Origin of the sequence: Sphingomonas ginsenosidimutans, from assembly GCF_002374835.1 — a bacterium.
GTDB classification, from domain to species: domain Bacteria; phylum Pseudomonadota; class Alphaproteobacteria; order Sphingomonadales; family Sphingomonadaceae; genus Sphingomonas; species Sphingomonas ginsenosidimutans.
On sequence record NZ_NWVD01000002.1, the window covers coordinates 344,304 to 359,590 of the forward strand.

Consider the following 15,287-nt stretch of genomic DNA (forward strand, 5'->3'; position numbering starts at 1 on the left):
GGCGGCCCGTCGTCAGCGAATCGTGTCGACCATCGCGGCCCAGGCGGCGATCTCCGCATCCATGTGGCGGATCACCGTCAGGTCGCCGGCGCGCGCATGGACCGGGTCGATCGTCACCTCGCCCTCCCATTCCCAGGTGGCGTTTCCGGTGATCGTCACCATCCCCTCCGCCGTCGCGCTGGCGCGGACCAGCCCGCCGCGGTTGAGCACCGCGATCTCGTGCGCGACGGCGATCCGCCCGGTCAGCCCCGCGGCATAGGTGGACGCCGCCATCGCGCTGCCACAACTGTCGGTCAGCCCGACGCCGCGCTCGAACGTGCGCACGAACAGCGCGTCGGGGCCGCGCACCTCGACGAACGACACATTGGCGCGGTTGGGTAGCCAGTCGGGTGCCGCCTCGCACGCCATGCCGACGCGCACCAGTTCGTCCTCGTCGATACGCTCGACGAAGGCGATCAGGTGCGGGTTGGGGATGGCCACCGCCGTGAACGCGCGCGCAGTCGGCAGCATCGCGATCGGTGCCTCGACGATCCGGTCGCGATCGCCCGCCAGCGGCCAGGCGGCGACGTCCAGCGTCGCCGGGCCGGCGGTCTCGCGCACCGCATAGACGCCGGACGCGACGTCGGGCGCGCGCGCCACCTCCGCGCGGCTGGTCTTCAGCCGCACCGTCGCGCGCGTGATCCCCAGCGCCTCGAACCCCGCGCGCGCGACGCAGCGCAGGCCGTTCAGGCACGTCTCCGCCTCCGATCCGTCGCGGTTGAACATCCGCATCCCGAATGCCGCCCCGTCAGCGGTATCGTCTCCCGCGGTCAGCACCAGCAGCCCGTCGCCCCCGACCGGCCCCGCGGGGTCCGCCAGCGCGCGCGCCACCTGCGCCCATTGCGCCTCGTCCAGCGACAGCGCGCGCCCGTCGATCAACGGGAAATCGTTGCCCGACCCGTGGCATTTGGTGAACCGTATCCGCATCGCCCCGACGTGCGCCGCCCGGCGCGTCAGGGCAAGCCCCTATCACGGCAGCCGGTAATGGTCGGCGACGCGATCCAGCGCCAGCGTCAGCACCAGCCGCCCGCTGCGCGTCGGCCAGCCCAGCGCACGCTCGCTGGCGGGCAGCCCCTCGCCCGCGCAGACGACGCGCCACAGGATGTCGGACAGCCCCGCGCCCGCCGCGGCGATCGCGCCGTCGAAGCGCCGCTTCGCAGCCAGCTGCGCCTCGGTCGGGTCCAGCCCGTCGCGGCGTCCGCCATCGACGCGCGGCTGCCACTGCATCGTCACCGACGCGCCCAGCGCCGCGCGCTCGTAATCGGTGCGCAGCCGTTCGCCCGCCTCGTTCTGCCGCGCCGTCACCAGCCCGCGCGCCGCCAGCCACGCGAGCGCCGATTCGCGGCGATTGACCGTCACCGTGCGCCCCCGCGCCCCGCCCGTGACGACCGCGCCGCGGCGCCCCGCGCCGTCGATCCTCTGTTCCACCAGCTCGCGCATGTCCGCTCCTGCCTCGCCTTCGATGACGGCACGGCTGGCGCAAGTTGGAAGATGTAGGACAGCAACACCCCGCAACCGGATGGAAGATGGTGGGCGCTGACGGGTTCGAACCGCCGACCTACTCGGTGTAAACGAGCCGCTCTACCAGCTGAGCTAAGCGCCCGGCGCCTAGAAACCTAGGATTTCTGCCGTTGCCCGCCTCTCTACAGACGGAAGCGGAGGGATCAAGAGGGAGCGAAACGGGAACGCAGGGAACCAGAAGTCCCGAACTATTCCCGAACCGCCACTTACAGGAACATGACGTGAACAAAATGCTGGCGCATTGCCGCCGCCCGCGCCATCCTGTCGTCATGAACGTCCGCCAGAACCTGCTGCGATTCGCAAGCGAACGCGGCGAAAGCCTCACCTCGCTGTCGCTCAAGCTTGGCCGCAACTCGGCATACCTTCAGCAGTTCGTCGGCCGCGGTTCCCCGCGCCGCCTGCCGGAGGATGAACGCCGGATGCTCGCCATCACGCTCAACGTCGATGAGCGGCAGCTGGGCGCCCGTGACCCTTGGGCGCCGTCCGCGTGAGGCAAGTCAACCGCGACGAACTCATCTACATCGTCGCCGGGGCGCTGCGCGACGTGCCTGCCAGCATCCGCAAGGATCTGCTCGACCACAGCATCGCGCGCCGCGACATGGCCCGTGTGCTGACCGCGACGACGATCGTGGATCGCGCGCTTAACCGGTATGAGGTGCTGTCGGCCGCGCCCTACACCGATCAAATGGGCGAAGGCGCCTTTTCCAAGCCGATCGCGCGAATGATGGGCGAGCACGTCGAAAGCGGGCCGCGTTACGAGGTCGACCCGGATGCGTAACCGCCGCCTCCCCCCGATCGAAGCGATCATACTGGCCACCCTCATGGCGGTCAGTATGATTGCGACGATTTGGGGCTGGATCAGGTAGCATCAGCGCGGCCACGCCTCCCACAGGAGCCGCCGCTTGGCCTCGCACGCCGCCAGATCGAGCCGCCCCGATCGGATCGCGTCTTCGGCATCCGCCGACGTGGCGCTACCGTCGGGCTGGCGCGGCACCGGGGTCGGGGTGCATGGCGTCGCCGCCGCGCCCGGCCGGGTCGGGATCGTCGGCAAGCTCGGCATCGAGCGCGTCGATCCCGCGCACGCGGTCAGCGCCAAGGCACATAGCCCGGCCAGCAGGGGTCGCAGCATATTCCCTCACGGTGTTGGTGGACTTCAGGATGATCGGCTGGCGCGCGGCCAGCCGGTCGGCGTAGCTGGCGGTCGCGCTCGACAGCCGGGCGGCATAGTCGCGCTCCGCCGCCAGCCGTGCGACATCCGCGCGGGCGATCTCCGCCGTCCACGCCGCGCGCTCGTTGGTCAGGGTGTGGCGCACGTCGGCAAGCCGCGCGCGATCGTAGAGCCAGCCCGCCGCCAGCGCGACGATCGGGATCGCCCACCAGAAGCGGCGCAGCAGCGCGAACGCAGCGGTCACGCCTCGTCCCGCGACAGCGGCTCCCCGTTGCTGGCCAGCTCCACCCGCCCGCCGACGCGGGGACGGCTGGCGGGCCAGCGCCGCGCCACGCACCGATCCTTGCCGATCCACGCCAGCGTCACCGCATCGCCCTGATTGCCGCCCAAGACGCGATAGGCGTCCGCCCGCTCGCCGACGTAGAAGCCGACATGCCCGCCGCCGGGCCGCTCGAACACCAGCACCGCGCCGGGCGCCAGGCTGTCCGCGTTGATCGGCACGCCCCACGACGCCCAGGCCTTGGCGCGCACCGCGATCGGGGGCGGGATCAGCCCCGCCTCGCTGACGCATTGCGCCACGAACAGCCCGCACCACGGCACGCTGTCCGCGTTGTAGACCATGCCCAGCACCCTGGTGCCCAGCCGCTTGGCCCAACCCATGATCGTCGGGTTGTTGGCGGCACCGGGCGCCTCGCGCGTGCCCAGCTTCGCCCGCGCGGCCATCAGCCACGCCGGTTCCTTTGCCATATCTGTCCTTTCTAAGGTGGCGGGTCAGCCCCGCGACAGTCGCCGCACGGCGACGTCCAGCGGCAGACCGTCCAGATCGTGTCGCGTGGGATCGTCGGGGTCGGCGTCGGGCCGGTGACGGCTCAGCGGATGGGGAGCGGCCGTCAGGGGCCGCTCCCTCGCGCGATCACTCCGCCGGGGTGAAGTCGACATAGAACCGCTGGCCCGGCTCGAACTTCCCGACCAAGGCGGGGTTCATGATCGTGATGTCCAGCGACACCGACGGCGAGAACTTCGCGAAGGTGTTATCCTCGTCGGAGCCATCGGCCGGATAGGACTTGGCGGCGACGCCGTGGAACTTCAGCTGTTCGCATTCGGCGCTGTGCTTCGTGACGGACGCGATCTGCAATTTCGCGCGCATGATGGTCATTACCGTTCTCCAGATGATAGGCGCGCGTCGCCGCCACGACCAGCGCGCGGGTCAGTTTCCGTTTGGGCGGGAAAGTGAGTGCGGGATCAGTCCGCGCGGGTGCGCGGCAGCGTCGCCAGCAGGCGTTCGTTCGCGCGCCGGTGCCGCCACAGCCGCTCGGCGCGGCCGAACAGGTAGAGGAACGCTCCCAGGCGCAGGATCGCGGGCGACCAGTCGTCGAAGGGCGTGGGCGCTTCGGTGATAAGCGGCGGGATCGTCATCAGGACGCTGCCCGCCATCAGGCCCAGCCCGACGCGCTCGACAGCCTTCAGCATGTCGAAATGGACGATCAGCTTGTACGTCGCGCAGGCGGTGACCCCCAGCGCGAACACGACATTGAGGATATCGACCAGGATCATGCCGCCTCTCCCGAACCGAGGATGCGCTTCACCCATCCGATGACCAGCGGCAGCAGGATGTTGCTGCCCGATCCGAAGACATAGGTCAGCGCGGCGATCGCCCGCACGTTGCTGTCCTCGACGCCCATCACCTCATGCGCGATCCACGGCGTGACGAAGATCGCGAAGGAAAAGCCGCCAAGCAGCGTCAGCGTCAGTTCCATCGCGCCCATGTCCTTCCAGCGGACGAACGACAGCGCCGTGAACGCGCCCGACACGGCGGCCAGCGCGATATAGCCGTAGCGCAGCAGCGTGCCCGGCTCTTCGATGTTCATACGCGCACTCCGGTCATCGTTGCGGGGTTCCGGCCGGCGCCCATCGCCGGCCGGCTGTGGATCACTTCGGCGCGCCGTCCGGCCAGTGCGGATCGTTGTCGACGTAGTTGGTGCTGGTCGCGCCCGGCGCGGGCGGGCGATCGTCGCCGCACGACGCAAGCAGGATGGTGGCGAGCAACAGGGCCGCAAGTTTCATGGCATTGTCCTTTCGAAGTTACGCGGGCCAAGTGATCCCGGTGACGACGGCCCGCATCGCCGCCACTGTCGTTGCCGCCTTCAGCGCGGCGCAGGCCTTCGCCTCGGTCGCCGCGATTGTCGGCACCTTGTTCGATGCGGTCATCCCGACGCGGAACCGCTCGATCGCGGCCGGCACCGTGTCGCCGAACGCCCCCGCATCGGCGAGCGCGAAGCCGAATTTCGCCTGTTTCACGGCCGCCGGCATCGCGTTCAGCGCCGCCAGCGCCAGCGTCACCGTCGCGCCCAGGCTGTCGAAAAACGCTACCTCCGCGGCCTTCTGCGCGTATTCGGCCTTCTTCGCGCCGCCATTGGAGAGGAACGTCATCTTGCGCCCCTCCGCCTCGGCTTTGACCGCGGCCAGCAGCTGCGCACGGACCTTCGCGGGATCCTCGATCCATGTGTTGCCCGACAGTGTCAGCAGGTCGAGCGGCACGCCCGCCGGCAGCGCACCGCCCAGCTGCGCCCAGCCGGCCCCATAGCCGGCGAGCGACGCCACGAACTGCACCTCACCGGTGCCGCTGTGCCTGATCGCGATCATCATGCCACCTGCTTGGCGATCAGGACGCATCCCACGCCGGTCGCCGGTTTCGCGCTGGCCACACCGGCGTCGTAATAGGCCAGCGCCCGCACCTCATAGTACGTGCCGGCGGTCAGCCCGGTGATGTGCCCAATCGCACCATAGGGGCTGCCGGGGCTGTTTTCCGGCGGTTCGCCGGGGCCGCCGTTCGCGCGCGTCGCATCGCTGCCTGCTCCCTCCGTGCCCGACACGTCCACCCATGACCCGCCCGGCAGACGATATTGATGCTTGGTCACGAGCCGCGTCGTCCCGATCGCGCCGCTGCCGCCCGAATAATAGGTGCCCGTCAGCTGCGTATCGACCTTGCCCGACGATCCGGCCTGGATCGAAATCGTGCCGCCAAAGACGTCGTAGCTCGTCGAGGTGCCACCGGAGCCGATGTTCAGCCCCCTTTCTTCCAGCGACGTCGGCGCGCGCAGCACGGTGATCCCCACCTTGACCTGCTGTGACAGCCCGGCCGCCGACACGGTATAGCTGACGCTCGCGGTTGCCTTGCTGATCGCCGTGATCGCGATCGTCGTACCGTCGTCCGCAACGCTCGCGGTGCAGCCCGAAGCGGCATCAATCGTCACGTCCGTGATCGTCGCGGGCACACCGGCGCGCGCCGCGCCGTTTTCGATGTACGCCGGCAGCGCCCCCGGCACCGCCGCACCCGCCGCATCGCCCTGCAATTGCAGCGCGGCCGGCTGCGCCGTCACCAGCAGCGGGCTGATGCCGGGCGCGCCATCCTGCGCCAGCTTCTCGACAGTCGCCCACTCGCCCGGCGCGATCGTGTCCGTATCGCTGGTCGACAGCGCCGATGCTGTCGTCACCCACAGGATGCCGGTGCCATCCGGGATCGCTGCCGACCAGCCGTTGTTGAGGCCCGACAGCGTTGCTGTCGAAAAGGTGTAGGTCGCGTTTACCGATGGTGCGGATGGCGCGGATGTGGCGCGCTGGTACGCGAACACCGACTTGTTGTTGAGGCCGCTCCCGCCGGCTGCGCCGTTGGCAAACGCCTGCACTGGCGCGGCCCACTCGCCGGGCGCGATCGTGTCCGTTGCGTCGCGCGAACTGGCCGTCGCGCTCGACGCCCACACCGGGTCGGTGCCGTCCGGGATGCCGTTGGTCCACCACCCGTTGTTGATCCCCGTCAGGCTGGCGGTCGCAAAGGTGTAGGTGCCCGTGGTCGTGGGCAGGGGCGGTGCCGATGCCGCGCGCTGGTAGATCGCCACCGCCGCGTTGTTATACCCCGGCACACCGTCCTGCCCACTTGCCCCGTCCCGGACCTTGAGGAGCGTCTTGCGGTCGCTCGCACCGGGCACAGTGACGCGCACGCGGAGACCGCCGCCGCCGTCGCCGCTGTCCCCCACCCGCCCGTCGATCCACGCCTCCGTGATCGTCAGGTTATCGGGGCCGGTCGACGACAGAGAGGAGGAATAAGCCGCCGCCAGTGCCGCAGCGGTATCCTCGGCGTAGCTGTTCCCGCTTAAGCCTTCCAGCCGGAAGACGGGCGCGTCGGTCGTGTTCTTCCGCGTCGTCGTGAACGTGATCGGTCCCGACGCGATGACGTTGGCCCCGGTGTACTTGACGACGTCGGCCGATGCCGACAGCTGGATATCGACGGCTGGCGCGCCATTCGCCCCCGCATTGGTCTTGGTCACGCTAAAGGTGGCGTCGATCGGCGGGTAACCGGGATAGGTTGCCCGAAACACCGCGTATCCCGACGACGATCCGGTCGGAAAGCCGGTCAGGCCATAAGCACCGCTGCTGTTGATCGCAGCGGTGATGATGCTGTCGGACACCAAGGCGAACGTGCACGCGCTGGTGACGTCGGTTCCGCCCAGCAGCACCCGGAATTGGCCCGACGCACCGGCATAGGTCACCGGGTTGCCCGCCGCATCCGCCGCGACATTGTGCGCCTCGTTGGTGAGGTATCCGACCAGCGCGCTTTGCCCGTTCTTGCCCGCCGCACCCGCCGCCGATAGCGTTATATCCCTGAGCTGCGCATTGGCTGCCAGCGCCGTGCGGAAACGCAGCGCGTTGGCAGCTGCGTTCGGATCGCCCGTCGTGCCCATCCAGTCGAAGACATAGATCAGGGTGCTCGCCGCATACCACCGGACATAGCGCCCGTCGAACTGCACCCGGCATTTCACCTCGCCCGTATTGGTGTAGGCGGTCGTGCCGTTCTGCTGGCCGCCATTGACGTAGGCGTAAAACTGACCGAGCTGATCGCGGTAAAGCGCGAAGGTGATGCTGTCGAAGCTGTTGCCGGGGTTGGAGCCGGGGTCGCCCTGCGTCAGGCCCGCCATGACATATTCGGTAGCCGCCGGGATTGTGAACGTCGCGACCGCGCCACCCGTGTACGCCTCACGCGAGTAAGCCGCGTCAGTGCCCCAGTTTCGGTTATTGTTGACCTCGTATGCGCTGACGCTGTTGCCCTCGACGATCGTCGTCGCGGACCCCGCCACCAGCGTCACCGCCCCCGCGCCGGGATCGCCCTTTACCGACACCACCGCCGTCGTCACCGGCCCGATCACCCGCCGGTCGCTCGCCACCCCCGCCTTGGTATAGCTGACCGCCACCTCGTAGGCGGTGCCCGCGCGCAGGCCGGTGATCTCGCGATACGTCGCGGTCGGCGCATCGCTTCCCGCTGCCGTCCACGGCGCGCCGCTGTCGAAGACGCGGTATTCGAACACCACGCCGTCCACGTTCGCCGCGCATGCGCCGCTGATCGCCAGCGTCGGGGTCACGAGCTGCCCGCCCGCCGCCAGCGCCGCCAGCGTCCAGTCGCCGTCACGCGGCATCGGCACGATCGGCTGCGCGGTCACCCCCGGCGTGGGGGGCGGCGTCGTCGTCTGCCCCAGCGCGAAGGCGTGCTTGCCCGGCGTCTCGCTGCGCGCGGTCATCGTCACCACGCCGCTAGCCGGCGCCAGCTGGCGTTGCAGCAGCAGGATCGGCTGCGCGTTCAGCCCCAGCTCGGGCAGCGTCGCGGTGACGCAGTCGCCCGGCTTGTACCCCATCCACACCAGCTTCAGCGGCAGCGTGATCGGCCCGAACTCGCGCGCATTCTCGATGTCGTAGCGGACCGCCGTGGCCACCTGCTTGGTGTCCTGGATCAAAGGATAGTCGTACAGCTTCGATCGCTTGCCGCCGTCGAACGCCACATGCTCCGGCACGCTGATCGGCGCGCCGGGCAGATACTGCCAATTGTTCGCCTCCAGCCGGTAACGCGGCGTGATCGTGTTGACCCGGTCGCGCCGCGACTGCGTCGCCGTCACGCTCGCCGCGCCCACGACGTCGTCGGCCGTGATCGTCGCCAGCGACACCTTGGGCGCGTTGACGAAACAGCTGATCCGCGCGCCCAGCGCCATCGGCTCGCCCATCCCGGCCTGAAGGATGCGCTTCATCGTGTCCCACTTGCCGTCCGTGGAATAGACGATCCCGCCGGCCTTCCAGCCGTTCGCGACCGCGATGTTGCGCCCCTCCACGAACGCCGCGACGTCGATCAGCGCCCAGGGCGCGCCGATCCCCATCACCCGCTGGTACGTCGATCCCGCAACGCCGGGATCCCGCTGCCACACCCCATGCGCCCAGCGCATCGCCAGCAGATACGGGTTCTCGGTCCACTCCCACGTCGCCATCGCCGCGTCATAGGCCGCGGTGTCCGACGGATCGGCCATGCGCTGCGGCCCCGATCCGCCGGGATAGGTGCTGTCCTTGGTCGGATCGTAGCAGCGCACGCCCCGGCCGACCCACATCGGCGCGGGAACACCCGCCTGGAACATCTTGCCCTTGGTATCGAACCGCAGCGTCCACGATGCCGCCGCCTTGCCCGACAACCGATGCATCGGCCCCCAGCCGGGCGGCGTCCCCGCGCCCGCGCCGAACCCCAGCGGCGACCCCTCCGGTAGCGCGCCCAGCTGCGTCCGGCTCCACATCCACCCGGAATATTGGCCGATCGCCGCGCCGGTCGCGGTGTAGCTGACCGGCACCTGGTCAACCGTCTGCCCCTCGATCGCCGCGATCGGCCCCACCGACAGGACGCTTACGAAGCTTTGCCGGTCATTGTCGCCCGCGTCGCGGGTGTCGAAACCGGTGCGGTACACGATCTTGCCCGCCGTCCCGGTGCGGCCCAGCATCAACGGCAGGCCATCGTCGGGGTTGGCCGAAAAGCTGGTCTGACTGCCGGTGACCATCGTCGTCGGCTTCTTGGCCGTCAGCGTCGCGCCGATCTGCAAGGCGCCGGCCGCTACCGACGCGACGGTCGCTATCGTCGAAATTGACGCGCCAGCGATCATCGGGGTCGCGGCAGCAGCGCCAAGTGCGGCACCAACACCGGTCGCGACGAGTGCCACAGCGCCCACCACTACGGCGGCTGTTCGGATAACCTTGGATATGGCAACCTCCGCCCATAGGAGTTTGAGATGGCTGGACTGCTGTTTGGTGCGCTGATGATGACCCTCGCGGCCGGGGAGGATCGTCACGACACGAAGGTCGAGGTTGACGGTGCTCGCTACAGGGTCACGACGACGGGACAGATCGTCACCGTCGCCCGAAAATCATTCATCGTTCAGTTCAACATCGAAGAGCGTGACCGCATGAGGAAGGCGGTTCGCGTGGCGACAGGCTGCAACGTGGTCGACGAAATACCCAACGGCGCGAAGCTTCGCGGCAAACTTGATTGCCCAGCTAAACCGGCACCCGCCACGCCGTGACATAGTCGACCGGCTGCAACACCGTCGCCCCGCCCGGCACATCCTCATGCCAGCCGACGACGCGCCCGTTGCCCAGCGCGATCGTCAGCGCGCCCAGGCGATCGACGCCGGGCAGCATCAGGATGTCGCCGACGATCGCCGCTGCCGGCGCGATCCGCTCCAGCCCGTGCGCGTCCAGCGCCTCCGCCAGCGAGGCATGGCCCGCCGCCTTCAGCGCCTTCATCGCGCCCGGCACCGTCCGGTACGAACCGGATGGCGGCAACCGCACCTTCGTCCCCAGCTTGCGCAGGTGCGACGCGACCATGCGCACGCAATCCGACGTCCCCAGCCGCATCGGCCGCGCGGACCATCTGTCCAGCGCCGCCTGCGCCGCGTCGCGCCGCCGCACCATCGGGTCGGTCACTGGTACAGCCGATCGATGAAATAGCCGCCCAAGCCGCCGAACGCCGCGGCGGCATTGGTCTGCACCGACGTCTGCGTGCCGGCGACACCCCAATAGACCGGCCGATCAACGCCGGTGACGTAATCCATGCCCGCTTCGTTCGGAAAAATGCTGCGATGATGCCCCGGCGACAGGCGCGCGCTTTCGTCATCCTCGAACAGCCGCTCGAACACCGACGTCACCTCATAGTCGAGCGACCGGCCATGCTCCTCCGATCGCAGCGACGGCACGTCGATTTCCCCCGCGAAGATCAGGTGCGGATCCGGCACCGGCTGGCCGGACACCTCATCCACCGCCCCCATCCACACCAGCACCGGCGCGCCCTGCATCTGCGGCCCCGCCAGCGTCGCCGCCGCGGCGTCGCTGGCCGGCAACAGCGTCAAGCTGAACGCCGGTGCGCTGTCACCCGTCCCGTCGGTCAGGTCCTCGACTTCGGAGATCGTGCCGAACACGTCGTCCTGCCCAGCGAACGTGCGCCCCCCGAACGACAGCACGCCGGCACCGTCCAGCAGGTTGATCGTATAGCCGGGCAGTTCGATCGCCACGGCGCCGAAGATGATCGGCGCATCGGTGCGCAGCCGGGCGTCCAGCGCGGGGGTCAGCTGCGTCATCGCGTTTCCTGCAATCCGAACGACAGCCCCGTCGTCCGCGCGGTCGACAGCGACCAGCTTTGTTCATCGCCCATCAGCAGCCCCTCGATCATCGGCTGGGCGAACTCACAGATCGCGCCGCTCGCGGGCGACACGCGCATCATCGGGCGGATCGCCAGCCCGTCGATCCGCCCGTCCGTCGCGGTGCGCGTCTCAGCCGCGACGTGCAGGTAGCGTCGGCCGCCATGCACGAACGAGAAGAACTGCCCCTCGCGAACCGTATAGCCGGCGGTGAAACCGTCGATCGTCAGCAGCGATCCGGCCTGTCCGCCGCCCGCCACCTTGGGTGCACCGGGCGCGCCCGTATCGAATCCCGGCTGGGGCCACGGCATCACCGCACCTTCGCCGCGCGCCGCGATCAGCCGCGCCACCCACGTCATGCCGGTTTCCGCTGACAGCATCGGCGGCATGTTGACCGACAGCGCGAAGCGGTCACCCATCCGGCGCAGCTTCTGCAACGTGCCCCCGAAGATCGGGCGCAACGTGCCGCCCCAGTCGAGGAACGACGGCGTTGCGTCGCTTGGCGCCGGGTCGGTCGGCAACAGCACGCTCATCGCGCGATCCTGCGTCGGCTGGCCTTCGCCGCGCGCGACGTCGCCATCTCGCTGCCGCCCATCGCCGCGCGCACGCCCATTCGCTGGATCGACGGCTCCGCTGCCGATGCTGCGACGACGTCGAAATACGGGCTGGGCACCACCATCACGCTGCCCGCGCCGCCATTGTCGTTACCCGGCTTGCGGATATCGACCATCTCGCCCTTGGTGGCGCGGAACGCGATCAGGTTGTTGTCGATCCCGCTCATCCCGCCGACCCGGAACGATCCGCCGGTCGCGAACTTCGGCAGGTCGGCCCATACCTTGCCCATCTGCGGCAACGACGTGGGCAGGTCGGGCACCCCCAGCATCCCCGGCGTGATGTTGATCCCCCCGCCCAGCAGCGTGCCGACGAACGACCCCACCTTGCCCAGGATGCCGCCCCCGCCCGATCCCTTGCCGATGTTCGCGAACAGGCGGCTCACCAGGTCGGCCAGCGAGTTGATGGCTTCCTCCATCCCCTTGGCCACGCGGTCCTTCCACCAGTTCTTCATGAAATCGCCCAGGTTGCCATCCAGCGCCGCACGAATGCCCTCCTGGAATGTCGCGCGGACGTTGCCGATCAACCGCGCGCGATTTTCCTGATCCCATTCGGTCGCGGCACGCGTCATCGCCTCGCCGCTCGACATCCCGCCGTTCTGCTCCAGCTCGCGCGCGCGACGCCGGATATCGATCTCGCGTTGCAGCTGGCGGATACGCTCCTCGCTGTCACCGCGCGCCTGCGCGATCCGCACCGCCTGTTCGCGCGCGTCATCCTCGAACCACCGCTGGCGCACCTGCGCGCGCGCGGCATCGACCTTCGCCTGGTCAGCCTCCGCCAGCCGGGTGGCCTCGGCAAGGTTCTTGGTCAGTTCGTAATAGGTGGCGATCCGCCGCTTGAGGTCAGCTTGCCGCTCCAGCGCCTCGATCGTCTGCTGGTCGCTGCCCAGGCGCGCGGCGTCGAGCGCCGCGGATGCCTGTTCGTCCGCCACCTCGCGCGCCACGCTCACCGCGCGCGCCTGCTGGATCGCAGTCATGTCGCGTTGCGCCGCGGCGCGCGCCTGATCCAGCGACAACCCGGTGCGCTGATACGCCTCCACCTGCTTGGACAGCGCCAGCTGGTCCTGAATGCGCTTCTCCGCCTCCTTGTCGCCACGCGCGCGCGCAGCCTCCAGTTCGGCTTCGATCTTCAGCTGCTCGCGATTGGCGCCGTCGAACCGATGGCTCGCCCCGCCACCCTTCGCGCGCGTCGTCTTGGGCGGGGTGAAGTCGACGGTGCGCGTGCCACCGGTCGGCGCCGCGGGCGCCTCCGGTTTCGGGGCGGGCGGCGCGCCGGCCGGCCCGGCCGGCGCCGCGGCACCGAAACCCAGTCGCGCCTTCAGCCCGGCATATTGGTCGCCGATCCACTTGGCGGTGCTCCCGATCCACGCCGCAATCCCGCCGAACTTGTCGACCAGCCAGGACTTGACCCCTTCGTACACGCTCTTCGCGGTCGCGACGACGCCCGGCATCGCGCTCGCGAACCAGTCGATCGCCCCCGACACCACGCCGCTGAACATCTGCGCGATCGACGCGAAGCCATCGGCCAGCCACGCCTTCGCCGCGGCGTAGATCGCTTGCAACGGCGCCGTCAGCCCCGGCACCGCCATCGTGATGATGTCGATGACCGTCTGGATCGCCTTGTCGACCGCGTCATATGCGGCCTGCCACGCCCCGGCGAAATCCCCGGTCAGCAGCGCCGACACCGCCCGCACGACATCGGCCACGACGTCGACCACGCCGGTGATGGCGCGGATCGCGATCTCCAGCCCGGCGACCAGCACCGATCCGATCATCTCGACGATGCCGGCGATCAGCGTGCCGACGACGTCCAGCACACCCTGTATCAGCGCCACCAGCCCGCCGATCGCATTGCCGATCGGGCCATTGACCACACCGCCGATCAGCGCGCCGGCCTTATCCCACAGCGCGGCCAGCGGCCCGCCCAGCGTGGCCTGCATCTGCTGCCACACGACGTCCAGCGCGGTCAGGATACTGTCCTTGAACAGCAGCACCGCCGCGATCGCCCAGCCGATCGGCCCGGTGATGCCCAGGATGCTGCGCCCGATCAATGCCAGCCCCTCGCGGATGCCCGCCTGCGCCACCAGCCGGATCAGCGCCGCGCCCAGCGTCCCGATCGGCTCGATCACCGCGCTGATCGCCCAGCCGATCAGCCCGAAACCCCGCGCCACCTTCGCCAGCACGAACGACGCCACCAGCCCGAACCCTGCGGCAAGCGGCCCCAGCGCGGCAGCCACGGCACCGACGGCCACGCCCACCTTCAGGAGCGCGGGCGGGGCATGCGCGATCGATTCGAGGAACCCGGCGAACCCGTTCTTCACCCGCGCGATCATGTCGGTCAGCCCGGCTTCGCCGATCGCGATCTTGACGCTTTCGAACGCATTGGCCAGCCGGGTCGTCGCCGCGGCCTCGCCCTCCAGGCGCTTGTCGATCTTAGCGCCCACATCGCCACCCGCGATCTCGCGTTGCAGATCGGCGATGCCCTGCCGGCCCTTCTCCATCAGCCCGATCGCGGTGCGCGCCGCGTCAGAACCGAAGATGTTCTTCAGCGCCTCGGTCTTGGACTTGTCGGACAGCCCCGCCAGCGCCTTGCGCAGGATCTCGGCCTGCTCGGCCAGCGGCTTCATCCGCCCGGTGCGGACGTCGAAAAACTCGATCCCCAGTTTCTTCATCGCGAACTCGGCCTCTTTCGTGGCCGGCACCAGCGACTGGATATAGGTCTTGAACGACGTCCCCGCGTCGCTCCCGCTGCTGAACTGCGTGCTGGTCGCCGCGACCGCGGTCGCGAAGTCGCGGAAGTTGATACCCGCCGATGCCGCGATGCCGCCGCCCTGCGCCAGCGCCTGCTGAAAATCGACGAACCCGAACTTGCTGGCATCCAGGGCACCGACGACGTCGCCGACGACCTGCGGCAGTTGGGCAGCGGTCACCTTGAACTGGCCCATCGCGTCGGTGACCAGCGCCGCGGCATCGGACACCGGCGCCGCACCAGCGGCGGCAAGGTTAAGCGACGCCTTCAGCGCACCGCCAAGGATGTCCGCGGTGCCGACGCCCGCCAGCCCCAGCGCCTCGATACCGTCCGCCGCCTCGGTCGCGCCCTTGCCGACCCGCGGCCCCAATTCGCGCGCCTGGTCCGACAGCCGCTTCAGTTCGATCCCCGACACGCCCTTCAGCGCGGCCTCGACGCGCTTCATGCTCGCCTCGAAACCGCTGGCCGTCTTGTTGGACACGGCCGCCAGCGCGCCCAGCGGCAGGGTGATGCCCGCGGTCAGCCCGGCGCCCATCCTCTTCGCCTTGCCGGCGACCTCGTCCATGACGCCGGCCACCTGCTCCAGCGCCCCGCGCAGCCCCGACAGGTCACCGCGCGCGCGGCCGATCGCGGGCGACCAGTCGCGCGTGTCGAGGATCAACACGCCGCGCAGCGCGCCGATCACTGCACCTCCCGTGTCCATCCTC

General features: G+C 69.4%; 17 protein-coding genes and 1 tRNA gene. 3 read left to right on the plus strand and 15 right to left on the minus strand.

Features of this window, described 5'->3' with window-relative positions; all coding sequences use genetic code 11:
* Positions 1 to 12: 12 nt before the first annotated feature.
* The 3 genes from dapF to COA17_RS07190 form a co-directional block, all read right to left on the minus strand.
* Positions 13 to 966, minus strand: coding sequence for a diaminopimelate epimerase (gene dapF, locus COA17_RS07180; RefSeq protein WP_096611240.1), 954 nt, complete (start codon positions 964 to 966; stop codon positions 13 to 15).
* Positions 967 to 1,008: 42 nt separating this feature from the next.
* Complete coding sequence (locus COA17_RS07185) at positions 1,009 to 1,479, minus strand: DUF6456 domain-containing protein (RefSeq protein WP_096611242.1); 471 nt, start codon at positions 1,477 to 1,479, stop codon at positions 1,009 to 1,011.
* A gap of 87 nt (positions 1,480 to 1,566) precedes the next feature.
* Positions 1,567 to 1,642 (minus strand) — tRNA-Val (locus tag COA17_RS07190).
* 187 nt (positions 1,643 to 1,829) lie between these two features.
* Between COA17_RS07190 and COA17_RS07195 the strand changes: the two genes are divergently transcribed.
* The gene (locus COA17_RS07195) at positions 1,830 to 2,051 is read left to right on the plus strand and encodes a hypothetical protein (protein ID WP_096611244.1); all 222 of its coding nucleotides are present in this window, start codon (positions 1,830 to 1,832) and stop codon (positions 2,049 to 2,051) included.
* Positions 2,048 to 2,338 (plus strand): hypothetical protein, encoded by a 291-nt coding sequence (locus tag COA17_RS07200; RefSeq protein ID WP_141397040.1) that lies wholly within the window; start codon positions 2,048 to 2,050, stop codon positions 2,336 to 2,338. Before COA17_RS07195 ends, COA17_RS07200 begins: the two co-directional genes overlap by 4 nt.
* Positions 2,339 to 2,531: 193 nt before the next feature.
* On the opposite strand, the gene COA17_RS07205 is transcribed toward COA17_RS07200, so the two are convergent.
* The 8 genes from COA17_RS07205 to COA17_RS07235 form a co-directional block, all read right to left on the minus strand.
* Positions 2,532 to 2,972 (minus strand): hypothetical protein, encoded by a 441-nt coding sequence (locus tag COA17_RS07205; protein WP_096611248.1) that lies wholly within the window; start codon positions 2,970 to 2,972, stop codon positions 2,532 to 2,534.
* Positions 2,969 to 3,475 (minus strand): TIGR02594 family protein, encoded by a 507-nt coding sequence (locus tag COA17_RS07210; protein WP_096611249.1) that lies wholly within the window; start codon positions 3,473 to 3,475, stop codon positions 2,969 to 2,971. The genes COA17_RS07205 and COA17_RS07210 overlap by 4 nt, the downstream gene beginning before the upstream one ends.
* 166 nt (positions 3,476 to 3,641) lie before the next feature.
* Positions 3,642 to 3,884 carry a hypothetical protein gene (locus COA17_RS07215; RefSeq protein WP_217990996.1) on the minus strand — a complete coding sequence of 81 codons (243 nt, stop codon included), beginning with the start codon at positions 3,882 to 3,884 and terminating at the stop codon, positions 3,642 to 3,644.
* An 86-nt stretch (positions 3,885 to 3,970) separates the two neighbouring features.
* Positions 3,971 to 4,282 carry a hypothetical protein gene (locus COA17_RS07220; protein ID WP_096611250.1) on the minus strand — a complete coding sequence of 104 codons (312 nt, stop codon included), beginning with the start codon at positions 4,280 to 4,282 and terminating at the stop codon, positions 3,971 to 3,973.
* Positions 4,279 to 4,596: a hypothetical protein gene (locus COA17_RS07225; protein ID WP_096611251.1), complete on the minus strand. Its 318-nt coding sequence runs from the start codon at positions 4,594 to 4,596 to the stop codon at positions 4,279 to 4,281. The genes COA17_RS07220 and COA17_RS07225 overlap by 4 nt, the downstream gene beginning before the upstream one ends.
* A gap of 61 nt (positions 4,597 to 4,657) precedes the next feature.
* Entirely contained in the window at positions 4,658 to 4,792 is a 135-nt protein-coding gene (locus COA17_RS20045; protein ID WP_281253298.1) for a hypothetical protein, read from the minus strand.
* A gap of 18 nt (positions 4,793 to 4,810) precedes the next feature.
* Entirely contained in the window at positions 4,811 to 5,374 is a 564-nt protein-coding gene (locus tag COA17_RS07230) for a hypothetical protein (RefSeq protein WP_096611253.1), read from the minus strand.
* On the minus strand, positions 5,371 to 9,747 hold the full coding sequence (locus COA17_RS07235; protein ID WP_141397041.1) for a hypothetical protein: 4,377 nt from the start codon (positions 9,745 to 9,747) through the stop codon (positions 5,371 to 5,373). Before COA17_RS07235 ends, COA17_RS07230 begins: the two co-directional genes overlap by 4 nt.
* 69 nt (positions 9,748 to 9,816) lie before the next feature.
* Between COA17_RS07235 and COA17_RS07240 the strand changes: the two genes are divergently transcribed.
* Positions 9,817 to 10,107 carry a hypothetical protein gene (locus tag COA17_RS07240; RefSeq protein WP_096611257.1) on the plus strand — a complete coding sequence of 97 codons (291 nt, stop codon included), beginning with the start codon at positions 9,817 to 9,819 and terminating at the stop codon, positions 10,105 to 10,107.
* Here COA17_RS07240 and COA17_RS07245 read toward each other — a convergent pair.
* Genes COA17_RS07245 through COA17_RS07260 form a run of 4 tightly spaced genes read right to left on the minus strand, consistent with a single transcriptional unit; the run spans position 10,082 to position 15,283 of the window.
* Complete coding sequence (locus tag COA17_RS07245; RefSeq protein ID WP_245857518.1) at positions 10,082 to 10,510, minus strand: DUF6950 family protein; 429 nt, start codon at positions 10,508 to 10,510, stop codon at positions 10,082 to 10,084. The two genes, COA17_RS07240 and COA17_RS07245, sit on opposite strands and share 26 nt — an antisense overlap.
* Entirely contained in the window at positions 10,507 to 11,160 is a 654-nt protein-coding gene (locus tag COA17_RS07250) for a hypothetical protein (protein ID WP_096611259.1), read from the minus strand. The genes COA17_RS07245 and COA17_RS07250 overlap by 4 nt, the downstream gene beginning before the upstream one ends.
* Positions 11,157 to 11,753, minus strand: a complete 597-nt coding sequence (locus COA17_RS07255) for a hypothetical protein (RefSeq protein WP_096611261.1) — start codon at positions 11,751 to 11,753, stop codon at positions 11,157 to 11,159. The genes COA17_RS07250 and COA17_RS07255 overlap by 4 nt, the downstream gene beginning before the upstream one ends.
* Positions 11,750 to 15,283: a phage tail tape measure protein gene (locus COA17_RS07260; RefSeq protein WP_096611263.1), complete on the minus strand. Its 3,534-nt coding sequence runs from the start codon at positions 15,281 to 15,283 to the stop codon at positions 11,750 to 11,752. The genes COA17_RS07255 and COA17_RS07260 overlap by 4 nt, the downstream gene beginning before the upstream one ends.
* Positions 15,284 to 15,287 lie beyond the last annotated feature (4 nt).

Bases quoted from the DNA above. Each gene is read 5' to 3' on its own strand.
- COA17_RS07185 (WP_096611242.1), bottom strand. From the start codon at position 1,479: ATGCGCGAGCTGGTGGAACAGAGGATCGACGGCGCGGGGCGCCGCGGC.
- dapF (WP_096611240.1), bottom strand. From the start codon at position 966: ATGCGGATACGGTTCACCAAATGCCACGGGTCGGGCAACGATTTCCCG.
- COA17_RS07215 (WP_217990996.1), bottom strand. From the start codon at position 3,884: ATGACCATCATGCGCGCGAAATTGCAGATCGCGTCCGTCACGAAGCAC.
- COA17_RS20045 (WP_281253298.1), bottom strand. From the start codon at position 4,792: ATGAAACTTGCGGCCCTGTTGCTCGCCACCATCCTGCTTGCGTCGTGC.
- COA17_RS07250 (WP_096611259.1), bottom strand. From the start codon at position 11,160: ATGACGCAGCTGACCCCCGCGCTGGACGCCCGGCTGCGCACCGATGCG.
- COA17_RS07255 (WP_096611261.1), bottom strand. From the start codon at position 11,753: ATGAGCGTGCTGTTGCCGACCGACCCGGCGCCAAGCGACGCAACGCCG.
- COA17_RS07230 (WP_096611253.1), bottom strand. From the start codon at position 5,374: ATGATGATCGCGATCAGGCACAGCGGCACCGGTGAGGTGCAGTTCGTG.
- COA17_RS07195 (WP_096611244.1), top strand. From the start codon at position 1,830: ATGAACGTCCGCCAGAACCTGCTGCGATTCGCAAGCGAACGCGGCGAA.
- COA17_RS07220 (WP_096611250.1), bottom strand. From the start codon at position 4,282: ATGATCCTGGTCGATATCCTCAATGTCGTGTTCGCGCTGGGGGTCACC.
- COA17_RS07260 (WP_096611263.1), bottom strand. From the start codon at position 15,283: ATGGACACGGGAGGTGCAGTGATCGGCGCGCTGCGCGGCGTGTTGATC.
- COA17_RS07225 (WP_096611251.1), bottom strand. From the start codon at position 4,596: ATGAACATCGAAGAGCCGGGCACGCTGCTGCGCTACGGCTATATCGCG.
- COA17_RS07240 (WP_096611257.1), top strand. From the start codon at position 9,817: ATGGCTGGACTGCTGTTTGGTGCGCTGATGATGACCCTCGCGGCCGGG.
- COA17_RS07210 (WP_096611249.1), bottom strand. From the start codon at position 3,475: ATGGCAAAGGAACCGGCGTGGCTGATGGCCGCGCGGGCGAAGCTGGGC.